Annotated in this window: 15 protein-coding genes and 1 tRNA gene; 9 read left to right on the top strand and 7 right to left on the bottom strand. The window is 65.6% G+C overall.

The features are described from left to right. Positions 1 to 161 precede the first annotated feature (161 nt). A complete protein-coding gene (gene edd / locus OOB33_RS17190) occupies positions 162 to 1979 on the top strand; it encodes a phosphogluconate dehydratase (protein WP_271009566.1) in 1818 nt (605 codons plus the stop codon). Between the two features lie 56 nt (positions 1980 to 2035). After that, positions 2036 to 2668, top strand: a complete 633-nt coding sequence (gene eda, locus OOB33_RS17185) for a bifunctional 4-hydroxy-2-oxoglutarate aldolase/2-dehydro-3-deoxy-phosphogluconate aldolase (RefSeq protein ID WP_271009565.1) — start codon at positions 2036 to 2038, stop codon at positions 2666 to 2668. A 15-nt stretch (positions 2669 to 2683) separates the two neighbouring features. On the opposite strand, the gene OOB33_RS17180 is transcribed toward eda, so the two are convergent. The 4 genes from OOB33_RS17180 to OOB33_RS24600 all read right to left on the bottom strand — a co-directional run bounded on the left by OOB33_RS17180 (position 2684) and on the right by OOB33_RS24600 (position 5658). After that, entirely contained in the window at positions 2684 to 3220 is a 537-nt protein-coding gene (locus OOB33_RS17180) for a PaaI family thioesterase (protein ID WP_102766811.1), read from the bottom strand. Further along, on the bottom strand, positions 3217 to 3894 hold the full coding sequence (locus tag OOB33_RS17175; protein WP_271009564.1) for a DsbA family oxidoreductase: 678 nt from the start codon (positions 3892 to 3894) through the stop codon (positions 3217 to 3219). The genes OOB33_RS17180 and OOB33_RS17175 overlap by 4 nt, the downstream gene beginning before the upstream one ends. A gap of 60 nt (positions 3895 to 3954) precedes the next feature. Further along, positions 3955 to 4878 carry a DMT family transporter gene (locus OOB33_RS17170; RefSeq protein WP_271009563.1) on the bottom strand — a complete coding sequence of 308 codons (924 nt, stop codon included), beginning with the start codon at positions 4876 to 4878 and terminating at the stop codon, positions 3955 to 3957. 393 nt (positions 4879 to 5271) lie between these two features. Beyond that, a complete protein-coding gene (locus OOB33_RS24600) occupies positions 5272 to 5658 on the bottom strand; it encodes a helix-turn-helix transcriptional regulator (RefSeq protein WP_442953049.1) in 387 nt (128 codons plus the stop codon). A 693-nt stretch (positions 5659 to 6351) separates the two neighbouring features. Here OOB33_RS24600 and OOB33_RS17160 point away from each other — a divergent pair. The 7 genes from OOB33_RS17160 to OOB33_RS17130 all read left to right on the top strand — a co-directional run bounded on the left by OOB33_RS17160 (position 6352) and on the right by OOB33_RS17130 (position 15140). Beyond that, positions 6352 to 8310: a TonB-dependent receptor domain-containing protein gene (locus tag OOB33_RS17160; protein ID WP_271009561.1), complete on the top strand. Its 1959-nt coding sequence runs from the start codon at positions 6352 to 6354 to the stop codon at positions 8308 to 8310. An 11-nt stretch (positions 8311 to 8321) separates the two neighbouring features. Next, complete coding sequence (gene fes, locus OOB33_RS17155; protein ID WP_271009560.1) at positions 8322 to 9890, top strand: enterochelin esterase; 1569 nt, start codon at positions 8322 to 8324, stop codon at positions 9888 to 9890. Further along, positions 9887 to 10669, top strand: a complete 783-nt coding sequence (locus OOB33_RS17150; protein ID WP_271009559.1) for a siderophore-interacting protein — start codon at positions 9887 to 9889, stop codon at positions 10667 to 10669. Before fes ends, OOB33_RS17150 begins: the two co-directional genes overlap by 4 nt. After that, positions 10659 to 11765, top strand: coding sequence for an ABC transporter substrate-binding protein (locus tag OOB33_RS17145; protein ID WP_271009558.1), 1107 nt, complete (start codon positions 10659 to 10661; stop codon positions 11763 to 11765). Before OOB33_RS17150 ends, OOB33_RS17145 begins: the two co-directional genes overlap by 11 nt. Continuing rightward, on the top strand, positions 11762 to 12784 hold the full coding sequence (locus OOB33_RS17140) for a FecCD family ABC transporter permease (RefSeq protein WP_271009557.1): 1023 nt from the start codon (positions 11762 to 11764) through the stop codon (positions 12782 to 12784). Before OOB33_RS17145 ends, OOB33_RS17140 begins: the two co-directional genes overlap by 4 nt. Then, positions 12781 to 13572, top strand: coding sequence for an ABC transporter ATP-binding protein (locus tag OOB33_RS17135; RefSeq protein WP_271009556.1), 792 nt, complete (start codon positions 12781 to 12783; stop codon positions 13570 to 13572). Before OOB33_RS17140 ends, OOB33_RS17135 begins: the two co-directional genes overlap by 4 nt. A gap of 410 nt (positions 13573 to 13982) precedes the next feature. Further along, entirely contained in the window at positions 13983 to 15140 is a 1158-nt protein-coding gene (locus OOB33_RS17130; protein WP_271009555.1) for a serine hydrolase domain-containing protein, read from the top strand. A 149-nt stretch (positions 15141 to 15289) separates the two neighbouring features. On the opposite strand, the gene OOB33_RS17125 is transcribed toward OOB33_RS17130, so the two are convergent. From OOB33_RS17125 to OOB33_RS17115, 3 genes are all read right to left on the bottom strand, one after another. After that, positions 15290 to 15379, bottom strand: a tRNA-Ser gene (locus OOB33_RS17125). A 69-nt stretch (positions 15380 to 15448) separates the two neighbouring features. Then, a complete protein-coding gene (locus OOB33_RS17120) occupies positions 15449 to 16363 on the bottom strand; it encodes an SPFH domain-containing protein (RefSeq protein ID WP_102766800.1) in 915 nt (304 codons plus the stop codon). Positions 16364 to 16439: 76 nt separating this feature from the next. Next, positions 16440 to 16868 (bottom strand): NfeD family protein, encoded by a 429-nt coding sequence (locus OOB33_RS17115; RefSeq protein ID WP_271009554.1) that lies wholly within the window; start codon positions 16866 to 16868, stop codon positions 16440 to 16442. Between the last annotated feature and the right edge of the window lie 155 nt (positions 16869 to 17023).

The following is a 17023-nucleotide window of genomic DNA, read 5'->3' as shown; positions in this document are numbered from 1 at the left end:
CGCGTCGCCTTCGGGTGGCGCGCCGTTTTTCTTTAGGGGCGCGGCTCGGGTGGGGCGGCGAGAAAGCTCGCGTTCCGTACCTCGCATGTAACCCACGGGTCGCCTTGTTCTTGTAATATGGTTACCAACTTTCAAGCCGCCGAGTTACACCGGCCGACTGTATGAACAAGACCCTGATCGCCGTCACCGAACGCATCCGCGCGCGCAGCGCTGCCAGCCGCGCCGCCTACCTCGACGGTGTCGACCGACTGGCGGGCCGCAAGCGCGGCATCGAGCGCATGGGTTGCGCCAATGTGGCCCATGCCGTGGCGGCCATGCCGGCCAACGACAAGCTGCGCATCGTGGCCGAGAAGGCGCCGCATCTGGCCATCGTCACGGCCTACAACGACATGTTGTCGGCCCACCAGCCTTACGAGGCTTACCCGAATCTGCTCCGCGCCGAAGCCCATGCCCAGGGCGCCACGGTGCAGGTGGCCGGCGGTGTGCCCGCCATGTGCGACGGCGTGACCCAAGGCCTGCCCGGCATGGAGCTGAGCCTGTTCTCGCGCGACACCATCGCTATGGCCACGGCCGTGTCGCTGAGCCACGACGTCTTCGATGCCGCCTTGCTGCTGGGCATCTGCGACAAGATCGTGCCGGGTCTGCTGATCGGAGCCTTGCATTTCGGCCATCTGCCCTGTGTCTTTGTGCCGGCCGGGCCGATGAGCAGCGGCCTGCCCAACAATGAAAAAGCCAAGGTGCGCGAGCAGTTCGCGCAAGGCCTGGTCGGCCGCGATGAGCTGCTCAAGGCCGAGTCCGCCGCCTACCACGGCGCCGGCACCTGCACCTTCTACGGCACGGCCAACAGCAACCAGATGCTGCTGGAAGCCATGGGCTTGCATGTGCCGGGAGCAGCCTTTGTTCATCCGCATGAGCCGCTTCGCGAAGCCCTGACCCGCGAGGCGGTGCGCACGGCCCTGTCCATCACCGCCAAGGCCCGCTACACGCCCATCGGCCGCCTGGTGGACGAGCGCTGCATCGTCAATGCCATGGTGGCCTTGCTGGCCACCGGCGGCTCGACCAACCACCTGATCCACTGGGTGGCGGTAGCCCGTTCGGCCGGCATCTTGATCGACTGGAGCGATTTCTCCGAACTGTCCGCCGTGGTGCCTCTGCTCAGCCGTGTCTACCCCAACGGCGCGGCCGATGTGAACCAGTTCCAGGCTGCTGGTGGCCCCAGTTTTGTGATCCGCGAGCTGCTCGATGCCGGCTTGATGCACGAGGATGTGCTGAGCGTGGCCGGCAACTCGCTGCGCCCCTTCGCTCGCCAGCCGCATCTGGCCGAAAACCAGGCCGTGCAGTGGCACGATCTGGCCCCCGAGAGCGGCGACGAGAGCGTGGTGCGCCGAGCAAGTGCGCCCTTCAGCGCCAGCGGTGGGCTGAAGCTGCTGCAGGGCAATCTGGGCCGTGCCGTGATCAAGGTCTCGGCCGTGCCGGAAGACCGTCACATCGTCGAAGCGCCGGCCCGCATCTTTGCCGACCAGGAGTCCATGCTGGCGGCCTTCAAGGCCGGCGAATTGGAGCGTGACGTCGTCGTGGTCGTGCGCTTCCAGGGCCCGCAAGCCAATGGCATGCCCGAGCTGCACAAGCTGACGCCGCCGCTCGCCGTCTTGCAAGGTCGCGGTTTCAAGGTCGCCCTGGTCACCGATGGCCGCATGAGTGGTGCGTCGGGCAAGGTGCCGGCCGCCATCCACGTCTCGCCCGAAGCTCTGGCCGGTGGCCCGCTGGGCAAGCTGCGCGATGGTGACTTGGTGCGTCTGGATGCCGTCACGGGCGAACTCCTGGCCATGGTGCCTGAGGCCGAATGGGCCGCCCGCGAGCAGGCCCAGATCACGCCCGAGCACGCTGCGCAGAACGGCCAAGGCCTGGGCCGTGAGCTGTTCGCCGGCCTGCGCCGCAATGTGCGCACGGCGGAAGAGGGCGCCGTCAGCTGGCTCTGATCCGCCACTTCTTGCCGCCTCGCCTTTTGTATCGATTCCCCACAAGGTTCTAGCCCATGAGCATCTCCAACACCCTGGCCCTGGCCGCGCACGGCCCCGTCATTCCCGTCATCGTGATCCAGCGCCTGGAAGACGCCGTGCCCCTGGCCCAGGCCCTGGTGGCCGGTGGCGTGCGCGTGCTGGAGGTGACGCTGCGCACGCCGGTCGCCCTGCAGGCCATGGAAGCCATGGCGCGCGCCGTGCCTGAGGCCATCGTCGGCGCCGGCACGCTGCGCACGGCGGCCGATGTGCAGGCAGCCAAGAACGCCGGCTGCCAGTTCGGCGTCAGCCCCGGTTTCACCGAGGCCATTGGCGCCGCCTGCCAGCAGCATGGCTTGCCCCTGTTGCCCGGCGTGTCCACCGCGAGTGAGGTGATGCAGGCCAATGCGGCCGGCTACAGCTTTTTGAAGCTGTTCCCGGCCGTGGCCGTGGGCGGCGTGAACTTGCTCAAGGCCCTGGGCGGACCTTTCCCCGATGTGGCGTTCTGCCCCACCGGCGGCATCAGCCTGGAGACCGCGCCGCAGTTTCTGAGCCTGCCCAATGTGAAGGTCTGCGGCGGCTCCTGGCTGACCCCGCAGGACGCGGTCGATGCCGGCGATTGGGCGCGCATCACGCGCCTGGCGGCCGAGGCTGCCGCGCTGCGCGCCTGAGCCTGAGCCTGAAACTCAGGCCGGACGTTCAAACACCAGGCAGGTCGTGCTGGCATGGGCGTACAAGCGCCCGTCATGGCCGACCAGTGTGGCCTCGGCCGTGGCCACTTGGCGGCCGCTGTGCAGCACCCGGCCGACGGCGCGCACCAGGGGCACCTGCTCGGTCAGGGCGCGCACCATATTCACCTTGAACTCCAGCGTGGTGTAGGCCCGGCCCACCGGCATGGTGGTGTGGACCGCGCAGCCCAGGGCCGAGTCCAGCAAGGTGGCAAACCAGCCGCCGTGCACCGTGCCCAGCGGGTTGTAGTGGCGCCGCTTCGGTTGGCCCTGGAACACTGCCTCGCCAAAAGCGCCGGATACCAGCATGAAATCCAGGGTGTCGCAGATGGGCGGGGGTGGCAGCTCGCCGTCCAGCATCGCGTGCAGGATTTGCAGGCCGCTCAGGCTCTGCACCTGCTCCGGGCGGGCAATGCCGGCGTTCTCCGGGCGAATGCGGGCGCGCACCGCTGCTTCGTCGGCACGCCATTGCTGCAAGATGATGTCGTGGCTCATGAGCGGGGGCTTCCTTCGGCGGTGGCGGCGATTTGGCGCAGGGCCTGGGCGAAGACCTCGGGCGGCTGGCCGCCTTGAATCAGGTGGCGTTGGTTGATGACGATGGCGGGCACGGAGTTGATGCCGGCGGCCTGCCATTCGGCTTCAAGCTGACGCACCTCGGTGCTGAACTGCTCGCTGGCCAGCACGGCGGCGGCGGCCTCGCCGTCCAGCCCCACGCCTTCGGCGGCGCGCCGCAGCACCGCGTGGTCACCGGGGTTCTGGCCCTCGGTGAAGTAGGCACTCAGCAGCGCCAGCTTGAGATCGCGCTGCGCCTGGCCGCCTTGCAAACCGGCCCAGTGCAGCAGGCGGTGAGCGTCAAAGGTGTTGTAGATGCGGTCACGGGCGCCCTTGGTGAAGGTGAAGCCCAGCTCGGCGCCGCGCTGGCGGATGGTTTCGCGGGTTTGCTCCAGCTGGGCCGGCGCCGCGCCGTATTTGCGCGCCAGGTGGGCGTTGATCTCCTCACCCTCGGGCGCCATCTGCGGGTTCAGCTCGAAGGGCTGAAAGTGCAGATCCACCTGCAACTCCGGCAGGCTTTGCACGGCCTGCTCCAGCGATTTGAGGCCGATCGCGCACCAGGGGCAGGACACGTCGGAGATGAAGTCGATGCGTAGGGAAGGAGAAGATGAGCTCATGCCGGGCACTGTAGCCCAGGGCTGACGTGCCAGCAGGCCTGTGGTCTTGCGGCGCTGGTTTCAGCCCTGCCTGCGGCCGGGCAGGGTGGCCAGCAGCACGCCGGCCAGGGCCAGGCCGTAGGCCCAGGCCTGCCCGCCGCTCAAGTGCTCGCCGAGCAGCAGGCCGACCAGGGCCGTGGCCACCGGCAGAAAGACCATGAAGACACCCGCCTGGCCAGCCGGCACCTTGCGCAGCCCGCTCATCCACAACCACACCGTCACCATGCTGGCGGCTGCCGCGTAGAACAGCAGCAGGACCCAGATCGGCAGCGTGGGTTGGCTGAAATCAAAGCGGGTCGCCTGCCACAGGCCGAGCGGCGTGACCAGGGCCAGGCCCCAGAGGTTGATCAAGGCACTGATGCGCTTGGCCGACACCTGGGCCGTGAGCTTTTTGCCGATCACCACATAGCTGGCCTCGCAGAACACCGCGCCCAGCAGCAGGCCGATGCCCAGCCAGGAGCTGGCCGCCGGGCTGCCGGCCGTCGCACGCTCCAGCGCCACCAAGGCGATGCCGGCGACGCCCAGCGCGATGCCGGCCCAGACGCGCGCCGTTTGACGTTCCTTCAGCAACACACGGCTGAGCAGGGCCACGGCGGCCGGGATGCCTGCCAGGATCACGCCGGCCACCACGGCCGAGCTGTGCTGCAGGCCGAACAGCAGGCAGATGGAAAACAGGAAGTTGCCGAGAAAGGATTCCAGGAACAGCAGGCGCCGGTGCCGACCGTCGAGCGGTGCCTCGCCGGGCCCGCGGCGCAGCCAGGGCAGCATCAGCACGGCCGCGAGGCCGAAGCGCAGCCAGGCCAGAAGAAACACAGGAAAGCTCAGCAAGAGAACTTTGGACAGGCCTACATAACTGCCCACCAGGCTGGTGCTCAGGGCCAGGCAGGCGTAGGCCAGCCAAGGCGTTGCAGCGCGTGGAGAGGTCGACGTGGGGGAGGATTGCATCAGGCGGTTGGTGGCAAGGGCGGGGAGGGGCGAGGCGAAGTCAGGCGAAGTGAGGCGAAGTGAGGCGGGGCGGGGAAAGGGGGGGAGCTGTCTTGCTCGCACAAGTCGGGCGCCCATTGTGGCGGCAGTGGCGCTTGCTTTTGGATGTGTCGGAAGTACTTCTGCGACGCAGAGCCTGAGTGGCTTGCCGGGCGAAATGACGCAGAAAACTAGGAATCAGGCGCGTGTGTCAGGGCTTCCTGTCGTTCGTTGGAGCGACAGCCTGTTTTGTGCCTGATCTCGCGCGGCCGTAGGAGCTGGCGTGGCCGTTGCCCGTGGCTTGAGGCGTGTGTGGGCCTGCGTTGTGGCGATCCTGCCTCGTCCACTTGTCTGTCCCTGGTATTGCAGGGGGGGCTATCTGGATCGCGCTGTCTTGGGGCTGTATCCAAAACGCTTCTTGAAAGCCGTGGCGAAGTTGCCGGCGCTGCCGTAGCCGGCTCGTGTGGCTGCCTGGCTGACATTCAGCCCCTCGTGCACCAGCGAGAGCCGTGCGGCCTCCAGGCGGCGGCCGCGCATGTACTCGAACAGGCTTTCGCCGACAAAGGCCTTGAAGGCGCGCTGCAGGCTGCTGGGGCTCATGCCCACGGTGAGGGCGATGTCACCCAGATTGCTGGTGTCAAACTCTCCGGCATCAACGCGAGCTTGCAGTTCGCGAAGGCGTCGATGGTCGCGCGGGCTCAAGGCCACCTTCGCCGGTGCCTGGCCGCCCACGGTGGCCAAGGCCTCGGCCAGGATCTCCATGACCCGCGCTTCCTGCTGCAGACGCTCGATCAAGCCGGCATGTTCCGGCGCGTGCACGATTTGCTGCGCCAGCCCCAGGGCTCGCGGCGATGGATGCCAATCCAGTCGAGCCAGGTGGCTGGACTGAAAAGCGCGCAGGCGCGCCTGCATCTGGGTGTCGCCCTCGCCCTGCATGACCCAGCACTCCGGCATCAAGGTCAAGACCAGTTTGTGTTCGTCTTGACCTTGATGGGCGCGACGAAGATAGGTGTCGGGCTCGGCAATGGCGACCAGCATGCCGCCGGAAGGCGTGGCCGTTTGTGGGCCGAGCCGGAAGTCCTGGTGGCCCAGCGAGAAGTCGGACTGCCCGCCGACGACCAGGCCGATCTTGAGCCCGGGTTGCACCGTGCCGTGGGTTTCACGGTCGTCCAGATCTCTCACGCGCATGCGCTGAAGAATCAGCCCCGAACTGAGTTCCCGACGTTCCACCAGTCCGGTGACCCATGGGGCGCCTCTGGTGCGGTCGTTCCTCTGATCGCGGTTGGGTGCGCCGCGTTTTGACCGCGGTGCAGAGAAATCAGGCGTGCTCGCAAAGGTTGCAGACATGGGGTGCTTGGATAATTGCGGATGAGAATCGTTTTCATTCGCAAGTTTGCCACGTCTTCTTTCATGACCTCATTCAAGCCCACTTTTCGTCTCAGTCCCCTTGCCCTCGTGGCCCTCTCAAGTCTGACCTGCGCCCAGACTGCGCCGACCCAGCTCCCCGAGGTGGTGGTCACCGGATCTGCCCTTGAGAAGCGCCTGGAGGAAGCGCCGGCCAGCATCTCCATCTTGACGCGCGCAGATCTGGAGCGTCGCCCGGTGCACGAGCTGGCCGAGCTGCTCGGCTCCGTGCCTGGCGTCACGTTGACACGCGGCGGCAACGGTGTGCCCGGCGTACAGATCCGTGGGCTGGGCAATGCCTACACGCTCATCCTGGTGGATGGGCGCCGCGTCAACTCGAGCTCGGCGGTGTTCCGTGGCAATGACTACGACCTGGGCTGGGTGCCCGCTGAGGAGGTTGAGCGCATCGAGGTGGTGCGCGGGCCGATGTCATCGCTGTACGGTTCCGATGCCATTGGCGGTGTGGTGAACGTCATCACGCGCAAGGTCGGTGCGCAGTGGCGCGGCAGTGCGCGGCTGGATGCGATCCAGCAGCAAAACCGGCTGGCGGGCGACAGCCGAATTGCCAGCTTCTCGGTCGGCGGCCCCTTGATGGCCAAGCAGCTGGGTGTGAAGCTCTCGGGCGGTGCCGACAAGCGCGAGGCCGACGATGCGGCACTCAACCCCGCCGCCGGCAATGGCGTGCGCCAAAGTGGCTTGCCGGGCCTGAAGAATCGCTACATCAGCGGGCAACTGGCGTGGAGCCCCAGCGAGCTGCATCAGGTGACGCTGGACCTGGACACCAGCCACCGAGATCATGCGGGGTTTGAGCTTGAACGCGACGCCTTGTCGCTGCGTCACCAAGGCCGCTATGAGTTCGGCCGCAGCGAGCTGCGCTTCTACAGCGACCACTCCAAGAATTTGACTGGCACGGTGACGGGCCAGATCAACCCCAACAAGTCCAAGGTGAAGGTGCTGGATGGCAAGTTCAGCCTGCCGCTGGACTTGTGGGAACAGAACCTGACCTTGGGTGCTGAACTGCGTCACGAGCAGCTTTGGGATCCCACCAACTTGGCCGGCGCTCCCGGCAGCTCGCCGCGCGCAAACCCCTCCACGGCCGTGCGCCAGAAGGCGGTGTTCTTCGAGGACGAGATCACGGTGCTGCCCGGGCTGACCCTGACGCTGGGTGATCGATACGACGACCACGAGAACTTCGGCGGGCACCACAGCCCGCGTGTCTATGGCGTGTGGCATCCGGCGAAAGGATGGACCGTTCGTGGTGGCTGGGCGCGTGCGTTCCGAGCCCCGACGTTGTTGATCAACAGCCCCGATTGGGGGTCGCCGTCTTGTGGAAGCGCCACCGCGGGTTGCTACATCACCGGCAGCCGGGATCTGAAGCCGGAGACCAGTATGAGCAAGGAGCTTGGGGCAGCCTTTGATGGCGGCCGCTGGCATCTGGGCCTGACGGTTTACGACACCCAGCTGAAGAACATGTTGGACATCACCAACCGGACCTCGAACAAGACGCTGGCCCCGAGCTACGCCAACTTCATCGGTTTCCTGCCCGATGGCCGACCCATGTTCCGCTACCAGAACATTGCCAGTGTCCGCAGCCGAGGTGCGGAGCTGAGCGGCCGACTCAAAGTCAGCTCGGCACTGGATATCCGCGCCAACTACAGCTACACCGACGCCAAGAACACCAGCGGTGTCAGCGCGCTGCCGCTGACCTACCGTTCCAGACACGTGGCCAATCTGGGCGCAGATTGGCAGGCTTTGCCTGCGCTGGCGCTGAGCCTGTCTGCTCGCTTCAACGGAAAGCAATACATCAGCGTACCCGCCAACGGTCAGAACCTGCAGCAAGCCGCGGCGTACGCCATCGTGGATGGCAGCGTCAGCTGGACGATGAACCCGTCGCTGGTGGTGCGGGTGGGCGTGTTGAATCTGGCCAATACGACCGTGGACCGGGAGAACAGCAACGAGTTCAACGAAGACGGGCGCCGCTTCTACCTCTCGGCCACGGTGCGCTTCTGATGAAGGCCTGCTTGATTCTTTTGCTGCTCGCCGCTGTGCTGCCGGTGTCTGCCCAGCAACTGCCCGTTGATGCCGTGAAGGGCGACTACATCGTGGGCGCACTCCAGCTCCCCGAGGCCGGTGTGCTGGAGTTGCAGTCTCCAGATGGACAACTGCTGCGTCGCCAGGCGGCGCCGGCCGGTGAGTCGGAGTTCCGCTTTGTGGCTCTCCAGTCGGGGCGCTACCGAGCCGGGCTGGCCAGTCCGCAATCGCAAGGACGAGTCTGGCTGACTGAGCAACGCCCGCTGGAAGCGCAGCTGCCTGAGGTCGCCGCACCTGAGGCGCCACTGGCCAGCCCCAAGTTGCGCGCCTTGGCCAATGAGCTGGGTGCCGGAACGCCTGCGTTCTGGGCTGCCGTCCAGGCCTCGGGCGCTCCGTGGATTGAGCCCATCCCCGACCATCCGCAATCGTGGCAGGTCAGCTTCTTGTGGCGAGGGGATGCGAGCACGCGCAGCGTTCGTCTGTTCTGGCCGGTGCGTCAAGGCGATCAAGAGCGCTTCGCACGCCTTCCTGGAACGGATGTCTGGCATTACAGCGTGCGATTGCATTCGGGAACGCGGCTGGCCTATCAACTGGCTCCCGATGTGCCACAGCTCAAAGGCGCGGGGCGGCAGGCGCAGCGCCGAGCCATTCTGGCGCGCGTCCAGGCCGACCCATTGAATCTGCGTCGCTGGGCGGCCGGCACGCCAGCGCTGGGAGGCTTTGACAACATCCAGGCGGAGCATTCGCTGCTGGAGTTGCCTGGAGCACCGCCAGAGCCTTGGTTGGAGCCGCGTGCCGAGGTGCCTCGCGGGCGCGTGGAGCATCTGCGTTTTCAAAGCCAGCAGCTCGGCAACGAGCGCCGCTTGACGGTCTATCTGCCGGCACAAAAGTCGGCCGAAGCACTGCCCTTGCTGCTGCTGTTCGATGAGGATGCATATGTGACACGGGTGCCCACGACGACCATCCTGGACAACCTGATCTCATCGGGCCGCATTCCTCCGCTGATGGCCGTGTTGGTGGGCAATCCGACCCGCGAGTCACGCTCCGAAGAACTGCCTTGCAATCCACGCTTTGCAGACATGATGGCCGGCGAGTTGCTGCCCTGGCTGGCTGCGCGCTATCCCGTCACCCGCGAGGCCGGCCGCACTGTGGTGGCCGGTTCCAGCTACGGCGGGCTGGCCTCGGCCTGGTTGGCGCTTCGCCATCCAGAACGCTTTGGCCGGGTCCTGAGCTTGTCGGGCTCGTTCTGGTGGGCTCCTGCGCGGCCGCCCGGCTTTGTGGCTGGCGGGCTCGACGATGCGGCGGAAGGCGAGTGGCTGACCCGCCAGTATGTCGCCGCCCCGCGCAGCGATGTCGTCTTCTACCTGTCACCTGGCTTGCTGGAGCGAAGCGCCCCGTCCGACGGCCCCGGAATTCTCGAAACCAATCGGCATCTGCGCGATGTCCTCATGGCTCGCGGTCATCGCGTGATCTACCGGGAGTTTGCCGGTGGGCACGACTATGTGAACTGGCGCAGCGAACTGGCCGAGGGATTGATCGCACTGTTGGGGGCGCCATGAGCCAACTGATCTACCACCCTCTGCGCGCGCGCCTGTTGCAGGTGTTGTCCGTGGAGGCGCTCTCATCGCGTCTGCGGCGCATCACCTTGGGCGGTCCTGAGCTCGAGGGCTTCGTCAGCCCCATGCCTGATGACCATGTGAAGCTGCTGCTCCCGGCGCCAGGCGAGACCCTGCCCGTCTTGCCGACCTTCAGCGACAAGGGGGCGACCTTTCCCGACGGTGCGGTCCGCCCGGTCGCGCGCGACTACACGCCGCGCGCATTCGACCTGCAGCGGCATACCTTGACCTTGGACTTTGTCCTGCATGGCGACGGACCTGCCTGCACCTGGGCTGCTTCTGCAAAGCCGGGTGATCAGGTCGGCGTGGCCGGGCCTCGTGCCTCGCATGTGTTGGACCCCAATGCCCACGCGCATTGGCTCTTGCTCGGCGACGAAACCGCCTTGCCCGCGATTGCGCGCTGGCTGGAATGGCTGCCTCAGCAAGCACGGGTCACCGTGCGCATCGAGGTCGGACGTGCGGAAGATCGCATTCAGCTGCCTGCGCATGAAGGGCTCGATCTGGTCTGGCTGCAGCGTCGAAGTCAGCCCGAGGGCTGCGCGCTGTTGGCGGAGCTTCGTCGCCTTGACTTGTCAGAGGGCTTTGCCTGGATCGCTTGCGAGTCCGCGCAGATGCGGGGTTTGCGACAACACCTTTTGAGTGAACGCGGCTGGCCGCGTGAGCAGATGTATGCCGCTGGCTACTGGAAGCGCGGCGCTTCAGATCATGACCATGAACATTGAAATTTCTCGCCGCCAGCTGCTGCTGGCCACCCTGATGGCGCCGGCATGTGTCCGCGCGCAGCTTGTGACCGATATCGCCGGTCGCAAGGTTGAGCTGCCCAAAAGGGTCGAGCGAATTGTGCTCGGTGAAGGCCGTCAGCTCTACACGCTGGCCCTGCTGGAAGACCCACCCCTGGCCCGTGTCATCGGTTGGCAGGGCGATATGTCAACTTTCGATCCGCAGACCTACCAGCAGTACCGCGCGCGATTCCCTCAGATCGACGGCATCGCCAAGATCGGTGGAACCAGCGAAGCCAGTGTCAGCCCTGAAAAGGTGTTGTCGCTGCGCCCCGATCTGGCCATCTTCAGCATCAGTGGCCATGGTCCGGGGCGCCGCAACCCCTTGGTCGAACAGCTGCAGAAGATCGGCGTGCCCGTGATCTTCATCGACTTTCGCGAGCATCCTCTGGCCCATACCATTCCGAGCTTGCGCTTGCTGGGCCAGGCATTGGGACGCGAGGCGAGGGCGGAGAAGTTCATCGCCTTCTACGAGGCACAGACGCGCCGTGTTACCGAGCTCACGGCTGGCATTGGAAGTGCCTTTCGTCCACGCGTCTTGCTGGACGCCCGCGCGGGTGATTCAGCGGGCGTGCTGACGGCGGGCCGGGGCAGTTTGGGCGAGCTGATCGAGATGGCCGGCGGCATCAACGCCGGTGCGGATCTCATCCCCACGCCGCTGGGTGAAGCCAGCCTGGAAGCGGTGATTGCATGCAAGCCCGAGGTGTATGTCGCTACGGGCTACCAGCATCCCGGGACCAGCGCCCCGGGTTTGCGCATGGGGGCCCAAGTCAGTGAAGCCTTGGCCCGTGAGTCCTTGCTGCAAGTGGCGCGACGCCGCCCCGAGATCGCCAGCCTGCCGGCTGTGCGATCGGGGCGTATTTATGGCGTTTGGCATCACTTCTACAACACGCCCTACCATGTCGTGATGCTGCAGGCCATGGCTGCATGGCTGCATCCCCAGCGGCTTGCTGCCGTCGATGCGCGCGCCACCTGGCAGCAGATGCACCGCGAGTTCTTGGGCATGGCGCCGACCGGCCAGTACTGGATCTCGGCATGAGGGGCGCGTATGCCATCCTGCTGCGGCGCCGTCTAGGCATGGCCGTCTGGATCGTGCTGGCCATTGTGGCGAGCTTTGTCTGGGACTTGACGACAGGCCCGTCTGGTCTGAGCGCTTCGCGCCTGCTTGAGCTTCTGATGGCGCCGATCCAGGGCGCCGCAGTTTTGGACGCCGAGCATGTCATCGTGTGGGACATCAGGTTGCCGCAAGCCTTGATGGCGGTGGTCGTGGGCGCCGCTCTGGGGCTGGCAGGCGCGGAGATGCAAACCGTGTTGGACAACCCCTTGGCCAGCCCGTTCACCCTGGGTTTGTCGGAAGCCGCCGCCTTCGGCGCGGCCTTGGCTCTGGTGCTGGGCGCGGGCAGCGCCTGGTCGGTGGCGGCCTCGGCCTTTGCGTTCGCCTTGCTGGCCGCCCTGTTGTTGGATCAGGTGGCGATACGACTGAGCATGAGCGCCGGCAGTGTTGTCTTGTTCGGCATTGCTCTGGTGTTCAGCTTCAATGCGCTGTTATGGCTGTTGCAATACATGGCATCCCCTGAAACCCTGCAGGCCATCGTGTTCTGGATCATGGGCAGCTTGGCGCGGGCGGATTGGCCCAAGGTGGCGGGGCTCACCGCGGTTTTGCTCTTGTGCTTGCCCTTGGCACTGCGCGATGCCTGGAAGCTGACCGCCCTGCGTCTGGGTGAGGACCGTGCGGCCAGTCTGGGCATCGATGTGCAGCGGCTGCGTCGCGGCAGCCTGTTTCGCGTGGCTCTGCTGGCGGGGTCTGCAGTGTCTTGTGTGGGAACCATTGGGTTCATCGGTCTGGTGGCGCCTCATATCGCGCGCCGTCTGTGTGGGGAAGACCACCGCTTCTACCTGCCTATCAGCGCCCTGGTGGGGGCGCTGGTGCTGTCCGCCGCTGCGATTGCTGCCAAACAGATCCTGCCGGGGGCTTCATTGCCTGTGGGGGTGGTCACTGCGCTGGTGGGCGTTCCCTTCTTTCTGGCCATCGTCTTGCGACGTGGAGGTGTGGCATGAGTCTGGACGTTCGGAACCTCAGCGCGGGCTACCGAGGGCGGCCTGTGTTGCGCGGTGTCAGTCTGCCCCGCTTGGGTGGAGGCAGCCTGACCGCATTGCTAGGTCCCAACGGCAGCGGCAAGTCCACCTTGTTGAAGGCGCTGGCTGGTTTGCTGGGCTATCAGGGGCAGATCGAGCTGGAGGGTGTCGAACTGCGTCGGCTTGGGCTTGCGCAGCGCATGGCGCGGATGGCTTACTTGCCGCAAGCGCTGCCGCGGGGCGTGCATTTGCGCGTGTTGGAGGCGGTGCTCACGGCACTGCGCGCTGATGGAGTGGCCCGCAGCGACGATCTGGAGCGTGTCGAGGCTGTGCTGCGAAGACTCGGTTGCGAAACTCTGGCCTTGCAGCACTTGGATGCCTTGTCGGGTGGCCAGCGCCAACTCGTGGGTTTGGCCCAAGCGCTGGTGCGCCAGCCTCGGGTGTTGCTGCTGGATGAGCCGCTCTCTGCCTTGGATCTGCGCCATCAACTGCGCACGATGGAGTTGCTCGCTTCTCTGGCTGTTGAGCGCGATATGGCCGTACTGATCGTGCTTCACGATCTCAATGTGGCGATGCGCCATTGCACTGGTGCGGTGCTGCTACAAGAGGGGCAGACCGTTGCGGCAGGTGCGCCCGCCGACGCCATCACGCCGGCCAACTTGGCGAGGGTGTACGGGGTGCAGGCGAGGGTGGAGGCTTGCTCCAAGGGCCATTTTCAAGTCCAGGTGGACTGCGAGCTGCCTCAGGTGCCGTGCAGCACGCCGGTGTGATGGCGGCGTGATGGCGGCGGATCGTGAAGCTCACGCGATGTGCTCGCATGCGCTGGCAAGCCATGGGCACAGGCAGGTCCCGACAGAACGGCTCGCTGGTGCACTTCATCGGGAAGTACCAAGCTAGACGCGCAACAGGGTGGGGCTTTCGCCCGCAGGCCTTGCGACGCCGCCGACAGCGGCCCGGCACAGGCGCTGTGACGAGTAGGGGTGGAACCATGTGCCTCGCGCCAGCACCGCGCCATGGTCGGCTTCATTCGACCCTGTTGGCTTGGGCGCCGTTCAGGCGGCTGTTTGAGCATCTGGTCGGATTGAGGCATGCCGAGCCGCAGATGTCGCGAGATGCTTGACCGAGCGGATCGCGAACCCTTGCCTTTGGCCGACTTCAACAAGAACGGAACCCCTCGATCATGATGCCCAGAAACTCCGCGGTAGTTGGCTTGCTCGTGGCCTTGTGTGGGCTGTTTTTCAGTGCGACTGCTCGTTCATCACCGACGGAGGAAGCCGCCGACAAGGCCCGCGCCGTTTCGAGTCTGATTCAGGCGGAGATGGCTGCCCGTGGCATCCCTGGGGCTCAGGTGGCCATCGTCCAGAACCAAAACATCATCTTCACCGGCGCCTTTGGCCTGGCCACCCTGGAATGTGCCGTCCCGGTGACTCCGCAGACCGTCTTCCCGATCAATTCGATCAGCAAGGCCCTGGCGGGTGTGGCGGTGATGCAGCTCGTCGAAGCCGGAAAGCTGGATCTGGACGCGCCCTTGAAGACCTACCTCGAGTCGCTGCCAAGTGCCTGGGGCGCGGTGACCGTTCGGCATGCACTCACCCACATGTCGGGCCTTCCAGAGATCGTCGATGACAACCTCCGAGCGATTGACGGCGCCGCGCCGGAGCTGGCCTGGCAGAAGGTGCAAAGCCGGCCCTTGGACGCACCGCCCGGGACCCGGTTTGGCTACACGCAGACCAACTATGTGGTGATCGGCAAGGTGATCGAGACGCTGACGAAGCGGTCGTATGCTGACTTCGTTCGGGAACGGCAGTTCATGGCCGCTGGTTTAACGCGGACCCACTTTTCTATCGATGGTGAGCCCGATGCGGCTTCGCTCTACAGCTTCCTGGCGCTGCAAATTCAGGGGATGAAGACGGTCGGCGTCGAGCGAAGCAAGGTCCCTTTGCTGCGACATGAGCCCATGACGGCCTATCTGGACGCGGCCGGCGGGGTCAAGTCAACGGCGACGGACCTGGCCAAGTGGGTGATCGCCTTGCAGCGCACGAAGCTGGTCAGCGCCAACAGCTTGGATCAGCTCTGGAAGCCGCAGGCGCAGAAGGACGGCACCATCCGCGGCTTCAATGCCCTCGTCAATGGCTACGGTTTGGGTTGGCCTTCGGCGCGGCGCGACGCCCATCCTGCGCTGACGCCGGTCGGCGGCGCACGTGCCGCTGTGTTCATCTACCCCCGGGATGAGCTGACGGTGCTCGTGCTGACCAACCTGATGGGCGCTTCGCCGGAAAGGTTCATCGACAACATCGCGTCGATCTACATCCCCGACCTGGTTCCGACGGGGCGTTAGTGGGAGATGCGTGAGGTTTGCGGCAGCGAACATGAGGGCTCGCAAGTCGCGGATGTTCAAGCGGGGGGAGCTACAGCGATGAGTGAGTTTGCACATCGGGCGGCCAGAAATGAAAAACGGGCCGCTTGGGCCCGTTTTTGCTGACTTTCTGGCGGAGAGGGCGGGATTCGAACCCGCGGTGGGGATTAACCCACACACGCTTTCCAGGCGTGCGACTTAAACCGCTCATCCACCTCTCCGAAGCCCGCCATCATAGCGCAGTTTTCAGAGCCAAAATCGAAAAGCTCGAGTTTTCTGGCGGCTGGCCTTCAATTTTTTGCGTTCGAGCCTTTGAGCAAGGCCATGGCCGTGCCGATCAGGCCGGAGACCTCGCTCATATTGCCCGGCACGATCATGGTGTTGTTCTTCTGGGCCAGCTGGGCGTAGGCGTCCACGGCTTTCTCGGCGACCTTGAGCTGCACGGCCTGGTCGCCGCCCGGTTGCTGGATGGCGGCGGCGATCTTGCCGATGGCGTCGGCGGTGGCGTCGGCAACGGCCGTGATGGCGGCCGCGGTACCGGCGGCCTTGTTGATCTCGGCCTGCTTTTCACCCTCGGAGCGGGCAATGGCGGCCTCGCGCTCGCCGGTGGCGATGTTGATCTGTTCCTGGCGGCGGCCCTCGGAGGCTGCGATCAGGGCGCGCTTCTCGCGCTCTGCGGTGATCTGCGCCTGCATGGAGTGCAGGATGGCCGGCGGCGGCGTCAGATCCTTGATCTCGTAGCGCAGCACCTTGACGCCCCAGTTGAGCGCGGCTTCGTCGAGCGCTTGCACGACCGAGCTGTTGATCACATCGCGCTCTTCGAAGGTGCGGTCCAGCTCCATGCGGCCGATCACGCTGCGCAGCGTGGTCTGGGCCAGCTGGGTGATGGCGACGATGTAGTTGCTGGAGCCATAGCTGGCGCGCATGGCATCGGTCACCTGGAAGTAGAGGATGCCGTCCACCGTCAGCTGGGTGTTGTCCTTGGTGATGCAGACCTGGCTGGGCACATCGAGCGGGATTTCCTTGAGCGAATGCTTGTAGGCCAGGCGATCAACAAAGGGAACGAGAAAGTTCAGGCCGGGGGTGAGGGTGCCGTGGTACTTGCCCAGGCGCTCGATGACCCAGGCGTTTTGTTGCGGCACGACCTTGATCGACTGGACGATGAAGACGGCGGCGATGACCAGCAGGAGCAGGGCGATTTCCATGAATGCCTCGATGTGAAGGAAAAAAGAGTGAAAGGAAACGAAAACAGCTCAGCAGCGGCCGCTGCAGGCGGATCGTTCAGCGGTCCAGCAAGAGGCAGCTGCCTTCGATGGCGCGGATGGTGTGCCGGCCTGGCAGAGGCTCGCCCTTGCCGCTGAAGCGGGCCTGCCATTCGGCGCCGCGGTAGCGCACCTGAGCTTGGCCCTGGGCGTTCCAGGATGCAACATCCACCGCCTGACCGATGTCCAGATGCGCATCGGGGTTGGCATTGATGGGTGGTGGGCTGGGGCTGCGCGAGCGCTTGAGGTGCCAGAGCACCACGGCCGTACCGCCGAGTGCGGCGGCCGAGATCATCTGCGCGCTGCCGCTCCAGCCCAGGTGGGCGGCCAGGGCGCCGGCGGCGCAGCCCAGGGCAAGCATCAGCAGGTAGAACGTGCCGGTGGCCAGCTCCACGGCGACCAGCGCGCCGCAGGCAATCCACCAGGCGGTGGCCCAATTCACAGCCATGTCATCACTCCCTCTCCATGATCGGGGCCACGCTTGCTTGCTCGGGGCATGTTTGGCGGTGCAAGTGGGGCCTGTGTTTCGCGCTGAGTGTACGGCGGCGGATGTCTCCTGCTGAGCAGGGCGCCGACCCGGACGAATTGAGTTTCCACGGCCCA

This window comes from Paucibacter sp. B51, assembly GCF_027863535.1.
Lineage (GTDB): Bacteria > Pseudomonadota > Gammaproteobacteria > Burkholderiales > Burkholderiaceae_C > Paucibacter_A > Paucibacter_A aquatilis.
Note: the sequence above shows the minus strand (reverse complement) of the source record. Positions and strands in the feature narration are given on the sequence as shown.